The 12793-nt window shown below is 68.6% G+C and carries 4 protein-coding genes; all 4 read left to right on the top strand.

Annotation, left to right across the window (positions count from 1 at the left end; all coding sequences use genetic code 11):
• Positions 1-70 precede the first annotated feature (70 nt).
• On the top strand, positions 71-1597 hold the full coding sequence (locus OG959_RS13600; RefSeq protein ID WP_326658445.1) for an FG-GAP repeat protein: 1527 nt from the start codon (positions 71-73) through the stop codon (positions 1595-1597).
• 113 nt (positions 1598-1710) lie between these two features.
• The gene (locus OG959_RS13595) at positions 1711-5289 is read left to right on the top strand and encodes a LamG domain-containing protein (protein ID WP_326658444.1); all 3579 of its coding nucleotides are present in this window, start codon (positions 1711-1713) and stop codon (positions 5287-5289) included.
• A 92-nt stretch (positions 5290-5381) separates the two neighbouring features.
• A complete protein-coding gene (locus OG959_RS13590) occupies positions 5382-12227 on the top strand; it encodes a polymorphic toxin-type HINT domain-containing protein (RefSeq protein WP_442805567.1) in 6846 nt (2281 codons plus the stop codon).
• A complete protein-coding gene (locus OG959_RS13585; RefSeq protein ID WP_326658442.1) occupies positions 12224-12652 on the top strand; it encodes a hypothetical protein in 429 nt (142 codons plus the stop codon). The genes OG959_RS13590 and OG959_RS13585 overlap by 4 nt, the downstream gene beginning before the upstream one ends.
• Positions 12653-12793: the final 141 nt, after the last annotated feature.

Below are 12793 nucleotides of genomic sequence, written 5' to 3'. Positions count from 1 at the left end.
CGGGCCGCACAGGTTTCTCTCAAGGGGTGGGGTAGTGAAACTGAAAATCGGCATGTCCGGAATTGCCGCCATGGCTGGATTGCTCATGGTGGCTTCCGGAACAACCGTGGTGACCGCCGGGCCCGCGGAAGCGGCGGCCTGCGCGGGTGTCCACCCGGACTACAACGGTGACGGCAGCATCGACAACGTCGTCACGGATCCGCTGGCGACGGTGGACGGGGTCACGGAAGCCGGCCTGATCCGGGTGATCTACGCGGGTGGCACGCCCCCCACGGAGATCTCCCAGGCATCGCCGAACATGGGAGGCGTGACCCCGGAGCGGGGCGACCATTTCGGCGCCGCCATCTCCTGGGCCGACTTCAACGGCGACGGCTGCACGGACCTCGTGGTCGGGTCCCCGGGCGAGGACACCGGGGCGGACGGCACCGCCATCAAGGACTCCGGCATCGTCCACATCATCTACGGCTCGCCCGCCGGCCTCGGTGCCGGCACGGCGGCGAACCTCTACGGCCAGGCCTCCCTCGGGGGCGGGACCGGCGAGGCGGGCGACCACCTCGGCTACGCCGTGCAAGCCGGCACCGCCGCCTCGGGGCAGCCGTACCTCATCGTCGGGGCTCCCGGCGAGGGCGTCTCCGTGGACGGCGTCACCATGCCGAACGCCGGAGCCATCAACTACATGCAGGGCAGCACCAAGCTGATGCTCACCCAGGAGAGCCCCGGCGTGCCCGGCGTCGCCGAGCCCGGTGACCAGTTCGGGGCGGCCCTGGCGGGCACCAACCGGTACTTCACCGTGGGCGTGCCCGGCGAGACCATCGGAGCCGACGCCGTGGCCGCCGGGACCGCGGCCATCTTCAGCCAGACGCTGGCCAACGGCGCGCCCACTCCTCTCACCGGGGTCGACCAGGCGGGCGACGGCGAGGGAATGATCGGCGTCGCCGAGCCCGGGGACAGGCTCGGCGCCTCCCTGTCGATGACCAACTACCGCCCCGCGGGCGCGACGTACAACACCGACGCCCTGATCGCCATCGGCACCCCCGGGGAATCGATCGGGACGGTTCCGGGCGCGGGCAGCGTGGCCGTCCTGCGCATCGAACCCTCGGGCAATTACACCCAGCTGAAGGCGCTGGACACCGGAATGGCGACCGTGGAGGGCGAACCGGGCGCCGGGGACTTCTTCGGGCAGGACGTCGCCCTCACCAACACCGACACCGAGGTCGTCACCACCACGTCCACCGTCAGGCTGGCCGTCGGGGTTCCCGGCCGGGACGTCGACGGCGCGGCCGACGCCGGGGTCATCCAGATCTTCAACCCGCTCGACGCCGACGCCGGGAGCGCGGACAAGATCATCACGCGCGGTACCGCGCTCCTGCCCGGTACGCCGACCGCACGCGACTTCACGGGGATCTCCCTGCGCTCGGGATCCAAGCTCCTCTACGTGGGGGTCCCGTACAGCAAGGAGGCCGCGACCTCCAAGGGCGTGCTGTACACGGTCCCGTGGACCGATATCGACGGGACCACCCAGGGCGGGACCAAGACGTTCCAGCCCGGCGCCGGGGGCCTCTCGGACATCGGCACGGCCTTCGGAACCGTCGGATGACCGGCACGGAGCACAGACGGCGTCATGACGGTGCGCGCGGGAGAGAGCTGAAGGCACACGTGAGAAGACAGACGGCAGCAACGCGCGGACGAGGGCGCGGCGCGCTCACCGCGGTGACCCTGACCGCCCTTCTGGCCGCGGGGCTGGGCATCCCCCCGCTGTCGGGCGGCCTCCCGACGGCCGCCGCGGCGCCCGTGGACGGCGGTACGGCGCTCGGGGTCGAGGCCGCGCAGCAGGCGGCGGCGGAGAAGGACGCACCCGTCGAGGTGCTGAACCTGCGCGACGAGCGCAGTACGACGAAGGCCAACCCCGACGGCACCTTCACGACCACGACGGCCGTGCAGCCCGTGCGCACCCGGAAGAACGGGGCGTGGACGGACATCGACACCACCCTCGTGAAGCAGGCGGACGGTTCGTACGCGCCGAAGGCCGCCGTGACCGCGATGTCCTTCTCCGGCGGCGGTGGCACCACGTTCGGCACCATGCGCAAGGACGGCCGCACGCTGTCGCTGGACTGGCCCGGGAAGCTCCCGGAACCCGAGGTCGACGGTTCGACGGCGACCTACGCCGAGGTGCTGCCGGGTGTCGATCTGAAGGTGACCGCGAGCGCCGAGGGCTTCTCGCACCTGATCGTCGTCAAGAACGCCGAGGCGGCGGACAACCCGGAACTGGCCCGGCTGGAGCTGCCCGTCAGCACCACCGGACTCGGCGTCCAGGAGTCCGCCGACGGCGGACTGACCGCGACCGACGCGACCGGTGGAACGGTCTTCGAGGCGCCCGCCCCGCTGATGTGGGACAGCCGCGCAAGCGGTACGGCCGGTACGGCCGGAGCGGAGAAGTCCCTGGCCAGGTCCGCCCGGTCGTCCGGTGACGGCCTCGCCGAGACCCCGCCCGACGGCACGCAGGTCGCCGATGTGGACGTCCAGGTGGATCAGGACGCTATGACCCTGACCCCGGACCGCTCGCTGCTCACGGGCAGCGACACGGTGTACCCCGTCTTCATCGACCCGGTGTTCAAGACGGCGAGCCGCACCGGCTGGACGATGGTGTCCTCGTACTACCCCTCGGCGGAGTTCTGGAAGTTCAAGGACCACGAGGGCGTGGGCCGCTGTCCCGCCGACGTGTCGTACCTGTGCGCGAGCTCGAACGACACCAAGCGGCAGTTCTTCGCCATCCCGACCGCGTCCTTCGAGGGCAAGGACATCATCAAGGCCGAGTTCGCGGTGACGATGGTGCACACGTACAGCTCCGCGGCCAAGAGCGTGAAGCTCATCCGGGTCAACTCCAGCGGGGCGAGCGCGATCAGCTCGTCCACGAACTGGAGCAACCAGCCGTCCAAGAAGGGGGACGTCGACACCAAGGAGCCGACCAACCCGGCCGGTTCGTGCACCACGTCCAACCAGAACGTGCGCTTCGACGCCAAGACCACCGTCCAGATGGCGGCCGACAAGGGCTGGGACACCACGACCTTCAGTCTGCGGTCCGGCGTCGAGGGGGACTACGCGTACTGGAAGCGCTTCTGCGGGAACGCCCAGCTCGAAGTGACGTACAACCGTCCCCCGCTGGCCCCGGCCACGCGCGATCTCACCATGTCGCCCGGCGGCACGTGCGAATACCAGCACGCCGAGGACCACTACGTGTCCGAGGCCCCGGTTCTCAACGCGGTCGTCAAGGACTACGACCACAACGACATCGCGGGCAGGACCGAGAGCCTCAAGGCCCAGTTCCACGTGTTCTGGACGAACGGCTCGACCCAGGTCAATCATTACGCGACGACCGCGAGCCATGCGACGACCGGTACCGGTCAGACGGGCTCGGCGTCGTTCAAGTACAAGGTCGGCTCCGATCTGAGCACGGACTCCGACGCCGGATTCACCATCCCGTCCAACGTCGTCATCGGCTGGGAGGTACGGGGTTCGGACGGAACCGCGTGGGGCCCGTGGAGCACGTCGGGCGATCCCAAGCGATGCGAGTTCATCTACGACGCCACCGCGCCCAAGGCGCCGGTGATCACCTCCGCGCAGTATCCGGACGACGACGTCTGGCACCCGGGCGTCGGTGACTACGGGAGCTTCACCTTCGACTCGCCGTCCACGGACGTCGCGAAGTACCTGTACCGGTTCAAGGGCGACAGCGGCTGGTCGAGCGTGAGCACGGCGACGTCCGGCGGCCCCGCGACGGTGAAGTTCATGCCGACGAGCGAAGGCCCGTGGTCCGTCGAGGCCAAGGCGGTCGACGGGGCCGGCAACGCGCAGAAGACGGCCATGGGCTACCAGTTCCTCGTGTCCAAGGGCCGCGCCTCCAAGGGCGGCTGGACCCTGGGCGACGTCAAGGGCTCCTCCACGGCGGCCGGCACCGGCTCCTCGCCCGCCGCCGCACCCGGCTCGGGCGTCGCCTTCGGCGCCAAGCCCGGCCCGCTGGGCGCGGCCGACACCTACGCCGCGCTCGACGGAACGGAGAACGCCTACCTGGACGCCGGGCAGCACCTCGTGGACACCGACGCGGCGTTCTCGGTGAGCGCCTGGGTCAATCTCCCCGAGGTCCCGAACCGGGACCAGACGGTGATCAGCCAGGACGGCACCGGGCTGCCGGGCTTCGACCTGGGCTACGACGGCGACACCCGCAGCTGGGTGTTCCGCATGCCGTTCAACGACATGGAGTCCGTCGCCGACTGGCAGGTGACCGGAGGCCGCGTGGTCCCGGGCACCTGGACGCACCTCATCGGCACCTACGACGCCGTCACGGGAGCCATGCGGCTGTACGTGAACGGCGTGGCCGTCACCACCACCGTGAAGCGGACCACTCCGTGGAACGCGGCCGGCACCCTGCAGATCGGGCGCAGGCTGGCCCTGGACGGCTACACCGGCCACCTCAAGGGCGGTATCGCGGACGTCCAGGTCTACGACCGCGTGGTCACCGGCACCGAGAGCGCGGACCTCGGCGGCATCGTCGCCCAGCAGCTCGCGTACTGGGACGTCGACACGGCTCCGGACAACGTGGCCCCCGAGGCGGGCGGCGGCACCGGACTCACCCTCGGAGGAGGCGCGTCCATCTACGTGCCCGCGCCGGGCTGCAGTCCGGAGGAGGACCCCGGCTGTGTGGAGACCGCGCCCGAGGACCCCATGTGGGGCGACGGCCACCTGGTGCTGAACGGCACGGACGCCTACGCGTCGCGTGGCGCGGGGCTGCTGTCCAAGCAGGACGGCTTCGCGGTGACCGCGCGCGTCCGGCTCTCCTCCGTCTCGCCCGCCGACCAGACGGTGATGTCGCTCTCCGGGACCCGGGGCAGCGCGCTCGCCGTGGGCTACTCCGCGGCGGACAGCCGATGGACGATCACGGCCACCGACGCGGATTCCGCCACCCCGGTCACCACCACCGCCCAGGCCACGGGCTTCCTGCCCAGCACCGGACTCAAGGGCGACCATCTGGCCCTCGTCTACTCGGCGGTCTTCGGTGACGTGGTGCTGTACATCAACGGGGTGGAGAGCGCCCGGGTGCCCTGGGACAACACCTGGGACTTCACCACCGCCTCGGTCCAGGTGGGGCGCACGCTCGACGGGGCCACGGCCGGATCCTTCCTCTCCGGTGCGGTCGACGAAGTGCGCGTGTTCCAGGGAGCGCTGGACGCCAGCCTGGTCAACCTCGTCAGCGGTCTCGCGGACGACGAGAGCGTCGAGGCGACCATCACCTGATTCGAACAGAGCGGCCGGGACCGGACGACGGAGTCCGGTCCCGGCCGCGTCCCGTTCTCACCGCACCGATTCCCTTTCCCGACGGAGTTCTCATGCGAGCATCGCCTCTCGGAAGACGCTATTTCCGCTTGCCACCACGCTCGGTACGCGTAGGTGTACTGACGGCAACCATCGCCCTGTCGCTCGGCCTGCTGCCCCAGTACGCCCCCGAGGCCTCCGCGCGGGACGGCGTGACCAGGCCCGACACCCAGACCAGCCTCGACGATCCGGTCACCGGCCGGAACGGGACGGTCCGCAAGCCGAAGGCCGACCAGGCGTCCCGCGCACGGGTCACGAAGGCCGCGGTCACCCGCTGGCCCGCGGCGACCTCCGACGACGTCGTCGTCGGCGCGAAGGGCACCAAGGGTGCGCAGGCCCACGGACTGCCGCTGAAGGCCGCGGCGACCGGAGCGAACAGCCCCCGGTCCGTCCGCCTGTCCGTGCTGGACCGCAAGAAGGCCGTGGCGGCGGGCGTCGACGGCCCCCTGATGACGGTGGCCCGCACCGACGGTTCGACCGGGAGCGGACCGGTCCGGGTCTCGCTCGACTACGGCGACTTCGCCCAGGCGTACGGCGGCGGCTACGGCTCCCGGCTCCGTCTGGTGACCTATCCCGAGTGCGTGCTCACCACGCCCGAGCGCCCCGAGTGCGCCACGGCGACGCCTCTGGCGACCACCAACGACACCGGCACCACCACGCTGACCGCGAAGGTGAGCGCCACCCCGGCAGCGGTGGCCGGCACCGGCTCGGCCGCCCCGGTGACGGTGCTGGCGGCCACGGCCGAGGCCTCGGGCGACCAGGGCGACTTCGGCGCCAGCTCACTCAAGCCCTCCTCGCAGTGGAGCGTCTCCAACTCCTCCGGCGTCTTCAACTGGTCCTACCCGATCAGCGCGCCACCGGTCCCCGGCGGGATGGCCCCCGAGGTCTCCCTCGCCTACAACTCCCAGTCCGTGGACGGGCAGACGGCCACCACGAACAACCAGGGATCCTGGATCGGCGAGGGCTTCGGCTACGAACCGGGCTTCATCGAGCGCCGCTACAAGCCCTGCGCCGACGACGGCCACGCCGACACCAACGGCGACCAGTGCTGGGGCTTCGACAACGCGACCCTCTCCCTGGCCGGCGGCACCTCGGGTGAGCTGATCAAGGACGACACCACGGGCGAGTGGCACGTCGGCTCCGACGACTTCGCCAAGGTGGAGAAGCTCACCGGCGCCACGAACAACGACAACGACGGCGAGTACTGGAAGGTCACGACCGCCGACGGCACCCAGTACTTCTTCGGCCGCAACCGCCTCCCCGGCTTCGCCTCCGGCAACGAGACCACCAACTCGGCCTGGACGGTGCCGGTCTACGGCGACGACTCCGGCGAGCCCTGCTACAAGGCCACCCTCGCGGACGCGTTCTGCGACCAGGCCTGGCGCTGGAACCTCGACTACGTGGTGGACCCGCACGGGAACACCATGGCGTACTTCTACGGCACCGAGACGAACTACTACACCCAGGGCCTCAAGACCACGGAGAACGGCAAGGCCTACATCCGCGGCGGGTACCTCAAGCGCATCGACTACGGTCAGCGCGAGGGCACGATGTACTCGACGAAGGCCCCGGCGCGCGTGGTGTTCGACACCGATGAGCGCTGTGTCGGCGACCTCACCGACTGCTCCGCCGCGGCCCTGAAGGACGAGACGGCCGCGGACTGGCCCGATGTCCCGTGGGACCGCAACTGCAAGGCCGGCTCCAAGTGCCCCGGCCAGAACTCGCCGACCTTCTGGACCCGCAAGAAGCTCACCACGATCACCACCCAGGTCCGCAACGGCGAGACGACCTACGAGGACGTCGACCGCTGGAAGCTCGACCACTCCTACGTGGACAACGGCGACGGGTCGAAGTCCCTCTGGCTGAAGACCATCGACCACAGCGGTCTGGTGGGGACCGACATATCCGTCCCCTCGGTCCGGCTGTACGGCCTCCAGCTCCCCAACCGCGTCGATGTGCCGAACGACAACATCCAGGCGTTCAACCGCTTCCGGCTGAGCGGGGTGGAGAGCGAGTCCGGCAGCGTCCTGACGGCCAACTACTCGTCCCCGCAGTGCACCTCGTCCAACCTGCCGACCCCCGGCAAGTCGACGGTCCGCTGCTATCCGGTCAAGTGGAACCCGCCCGGGGTGACCGACCCGATCACCGACTGGTTCAACAAGTACGTGGTCACCTCGGTGATCGAGACCGATCTGGTCGCCGAGAGCCCCGACCAGATGACGACGTACACCTATCTCGGTGACGCCGGCTGGCGGAAGGGCAAGCCCGACGGCCTCTCCAAGACCGACAACCTCACCTGGAGCGACTGGCGGGGTTACGGCAAGGTCCGGGTCGAGACGTCCGACGGCAGTAACAGCCCCTCCAACACCAAGACCGAGCACGTGTTCTTCCGCGGTCTGGACGGGGACGTCGACCCCGACGGCGGCACCCGGTCGGTCAGCCTGACCGCCACCAACGGCACCTCGTACCCGGACTCCGACTGGAAGTCCGGCACCGAGCTCGAAACGACGACGTACGACGGCGACACGGTCGTCTCCAAGTCCGTCAACACGCCCTGGACCAAGGTCACCGCGACCCGCGTGAAGGACTGGGGCACCTCGTACGCCCGGTTCGTGCGGGCGGGCCGGTCCGACACGTACGAGGCGCTCGGCAGCGGAACCTGGCGGCAGACTGCCTCGACCACCTCCTACGACGCCAAGGGCCGCCCGACCCAGGTCGCGGACTACGGCGAGCTGGACGTGGCCGACAACCAGTGCACCCGGACCGAGTACGCCGACAACGCGTCCAAGCACCTCTACAGCTACGTCTCACGGGTCGAGACCCTCTCCGTCGACTGCGCGACCACCGACCCGGACCGCTCCAAGGACGTCATCTCGGACGAGCTGACCTACTACGACGGATCGACGACGCTCGGCGCGGCGCCCAGCAAGGGCGAGCCCACGCTCGTCAAACGGCTCGCCTCGCACAACGGGACGACCGCCACGTACCAGGACGTGTCCACCTCCACCTTCGACGCCTATGGCCGGCCGCTGGTCGTCACGGACGCGGCGAAGACGGCGACGACGACGTCCTACAAGGAGAACGCCTACGGCCTCGCCGCGTCCAAGACCGAGACGAACGCCCTCGGCTGGACCACGGTCACCGAGTACGCGCCCGAGTGGGGCACGCTCTCGTCCCAGACCGACATGAACGGCAAGCGCACCGACCTCGCGTACGACGCCCTCGGCCGGGTCGTCTCGGTCTGGATGCCCGACCGGGCCAAGGCCGACCACACCCCGTCCGTCAGGTACGAGTACGGCATCCGGACCAACGGTCCGAGCTATCTGCACACGCAGAAGATCGAGAAGGACGGCGCCTCCTACGGGCACGAGTACACCCTGTACGACGGTCTGCTCCGGCCCCGCCAGGTCCAGACCGAGGGACAGGGCGGCGGACGCCTGCTGGCCGACACCTACTACGACGGCTCCGGCCGCGTGGTGAAGACCAACGACACCTACTACGCCACCGGCGCCCCGTCGTCCACGCTGTTCGTCCCGAGGAACGAGGACATCGACGCGCAGACGGTGTCCGAGTTCGACGGAGCGGGCCGCACCACGGCGTCCGTCCTCAAGGTCGCCGGCATCGAGAAGAACCGCACGACCTACACCTACGGTGGTGACCGGGTCACCGTCGACCCGCCGAACGGCCAGACCCCCACGACCACGATCTCGGACGCCCGCGACCGCACGGTCGAGCTGCGCCAGTACAAGGGCGACCAGCCGGTCCTGCCGGGCACCGCGAACGACTACGTCGCGACCCGGTACGCCTACACCCCGGCCGGCCAGCTGTCGAAGGTCACCGACAACAAGAACAACGTCTGGTCGTACACGTACGACCAGCGGGGCCGCAAGCACACGGCGACCGATCCCGACACCGGATCCTCGACCTTCGCGTACGACGACCTGGACCGGCTGGTCTCGACGACGGACTCCCTCACCAACACCACCACCTCGGTCTACGACAGGATCGGCCGCGTCAAGGAGACGTGGCAGGGGGCCGCGGGCACCGGGACGAAGCTGACCGAGGCCGTGTACGACACGGTGGCCAAGGGCGAGCTGTACGGCTCGTACACCTACCGGAACGGGGCCGTCCTCTCGTCGGTGACCTACCCGGCGCTGGACGACGACCTGGAACCGACCACCACCAAGTACTTCCTGTCGAAGACGGCCGAGCCCGAACTCGGCGGCACGTACGTGTTCGGCACCGAGTACAACAAGGACGGCACGGTCCGGACGCAGAACACCCCGGCCGCGGGCGGCCTCTCCGCCGAGACCCTCTCCTACCAGTACGACGACCTCCAGCGCCCCGTCGCGCTGGACACCTCGCTCGGCGGGATGAGCTACGTCTCCGAGGTGGCGTACTCGCCGACCAACAAGGTCGAGCAGCTGGAACTGACCACGGGCGACACCGGGGCCAAGAAGACCTGGCTGTCCTACTCCTACGAGCAGGGCACCTCCCGCCTCGTCAACGCCCGGGTCGACGTGGAGGACGCCACTTCGGTGGCGTACGACGCCCGCTACACCTACGACGACGGCGGCAACGTCCGCTCCATCGCGGACACGCCCACCGGCGGCACCGCGGACGTGCAGTGCTTCCGTTACGACGGCCTGCGGCAGATGACGGACGCCTGGACGTCGAAGGCCACCTCCGACAAGGCGGTCGGCACCGGCACGAACGACGCCGCGTGCGCCTCCGCGCCGTCCGGGACGACGGTCGGCGGGGCGGCCCCGTACTGGTCGACGTACGGATTCGACACCCTCGGCAACCGGACCTCGGCGACCGACCACGGCCTGAACGGCGGGGCGACGTCGACGAAGGCGTACACCTACGGCGAGAACGGCGAGGGCCCGCACCAGCTGACCACCGAGACCGTGGACACCACGGCCACCTCGACCACCCCCGCGGTCAAGCTGTCCAACACCTACTCCTACGACAACACCGGCAACACCGAGCAGCGCGTCCTCAACGGCGACACCCAGAAGTTCACCTGGGACAAGCAGGGCGAACTGACCAAGGTCACCAACGCGGACGGAGCCACCACCGACTACGTCTACGACGGGGCCGGCAGCCGGCTGCTCAGCAAGACGGCCGAGGAGACCACGTTCTACCTCCCCGGCATGGAACTGCACCTGAAGAAGTCCACCGGCGCGGTCACCGCCGCCCGCTACTACTCCCTCGCCGGCCAGACCGTGGCCGTCCGGGACAACACCGGCGTCACCTTCCTCGCCTCCGACCACCACGGCACCGCCCAGCTCACCGTCGACGCCATCACCGGCGCCACCCAGCGCCGCCGCATGGACCCCTTCGGAGCGGCCCGCGAGGGCTCCCCGGCGGACTGGGTCGATGACAAGGGCTTCGTCGGCGGCACCGTCCAGGAGGTCTCCGGCCTCACCACCCTCGGAGCACGCGAGTACGACAGCTCCACGGGCCGGTTCATCTCCGCCGACCCGATCATCGACTACACCGACCCGCAGCAGATCAACGGCTACGCCTACAGCCTCAACAACCCGGTCACCTTCTCCGACCCGGACGGCCTGAAGCCCGACGACTGCATCATGGTCGGCGTCACCTGCAAGCCGACCGGCAACGGCGGCTGGACCGTCAAGCCCACCAAGCAGTACTACACCTACTACGGCGTCCAGGCCCCCAAGGAGACCACCGCTTCCTACAACGCCCGCAAGGCCCAGACGGCCGCCGACATCGCCAAACAGCGCGCCATCGCCGCCGCCAAGGAACTCGCCAAGATCGCCGCCGACGAACTCGGCATCACCGACGCCCTCGACTGCTTCACCACCGGAGCCCTGGGCGCCTGCGGCGCGACCGCCGTCAACATCATCTCCAGCGCCGTCGGCGGCATCGTCGGCAAGATCGCCAAGAAATACGGCCTCCCCTGGAAGTGGAAGAAGGCCGCCGAACTGGGCAAGCGGCTCTGGAAGCTCGGCGAGAAGCTGATCGGCGGGGTCAAGAACTGGCTCAGCAAGTCGAAGCTCGCGAAGAGGTTCAGTAGCTGCAACAGTTTCGTTCCGGGCACGAGAGTTCTGATGGCCGACGGAACCTCGAAACCGATCGAAAGAGTCAAGATCGGTGACAAGGTCCTCGCGACAGATCCCGAAACCGGGAAGAGCGAGATCCGCGAGGTCACGGCAGAGATCAAGGGGCAGGGCCTCAAGCACCTCGTCAAGGTCACCATCGACGTCGACGGTGGCAAGGGCAATCGCACTGCTGCGGTCACCGCAACCGATGGTCATCCGTTCTGGGTGCCCGAACTGCGTGCGTGGATCGATGCGAACGACCTCAAGCCGGGCGAACGGCTCCGCACGAGCGCAGGCCGGCAGGTAGGTGTCGACTCGGTCGAGCGTTGGACGGAACCTGCGGCGACGGTTCACAACCTCACTGTGAGCGACCTTCACACCTACTATGTACTCGCAGGTGCTGCGCCGGTACTCGTACACAACGACGGTTCCCCTGATGTCCTGAGGGGATGTGACATTTCTGTTCAAACGCGGATGGTCACAAACTCGGCCGGAGAGGAAGTGGCGCGTCATACTGTGGAGAGCGAGGATGATCTCCTGGGGATCGCCGATCATTTCGCCGGTGGAAGTCTCGACAATTTCGCGAACAGGAAGCCGGATTTCTGGCGCGGCACTCTTCCTGATGGTACGCATCGTGACATCGAGTTCAATCTCGAAGGGCACCGCAATCCGCCGGAAGGGCCCCACGTCAAACTTTCGGAGCTGGAAGACAATTCCCGTGGTGTATCCAAGGGCAATAAGTGGAATGTCGTGTTCAAGGTGTTCATCAGGGGACGGGAGACTCGATGACCGCAGTGAAGAAGCATGTCAACTGGGAATTCGCTGAATCGGTGTTGAGCGAAGTGCTTCCCGGGTCTACTGCTTATCATCCGGACAGAATCCCCGGCATTCCGCTGGAGGGGTGGAAACCTTTTGATCTCGAAGGGCGGGATCCAGATGTCGTCGAGGACGACTTCCTGACGTACTGCGGTGACCTCGAAGGTCCCCTCATCGTGGTCAACAGCACGAGCTTCGACGAGGATCAGGGCCCCTTCTTCGTCGATGCCTCCCGGCTCACCGATTTCGTCAAGACGTTCCACGACTGCGTCCGGGACTACTTCATGTACGCCGACGTGTTTGTCGTCTCGCCGGTCACCGGCTGGGTGGTCGTTGTGCAGGACGACGGATACATCGTCAGGGTGCGTGGAACTGCCGTATGGGGGAACGGCGCCTGACCTCGGGTTTTCTCGTACGGGTGAACGGGATCAGTGGACTGCCATCGGTCCCGTTCGCCATGCTGCACGTACCGGGTGCTGGACTCCGTCGAGTACGGAGGGACGCTGAAGCTGCCCGAGCCCTTCGGGGCGGACCTCGAC

This window comes from Streptomyces sp. NBC_00385 (assembly GCF_035917155.1).
In the GTDB taxonomy this organism is placed as follows: domain Bacteria; phylum Actinomycetota; class Actinomycetes; order Streptomycetales; family Streptomycetaceae; genus Streptomyces; species Streptomyces poriferorum.
The sequence above is the reverse complement of the archived record's forward strand: the minus strand, read 5'-3'. Positions and strand labels throughout refer to the sequence as shown.

Excerpts from the sequence above, each read along its gene's own strand:
- OG959_RS13600 (WP_326658445.1), top strand. The coding sequence starts at position 71 with ATGGCTGGATTGCTCATGGTGGCTTCCGGAACAACCGTGGTGACCGCC.
- OG959_RS13590 (WP_442805567.1), top strand. The coding sequence starts at position 5,382 with ATGCGAGCATCGCCTCTCGGAAGACGCTATTTCCGCTTGCCACCACGC.
- OG959_RS13585 (WP_326658442.1), top strand. The coding sequence starts at position 12,224 with ATGACCGCAGTGAAGAAGCATGTCAACTGGGAATTCGCTGAATCGGTG.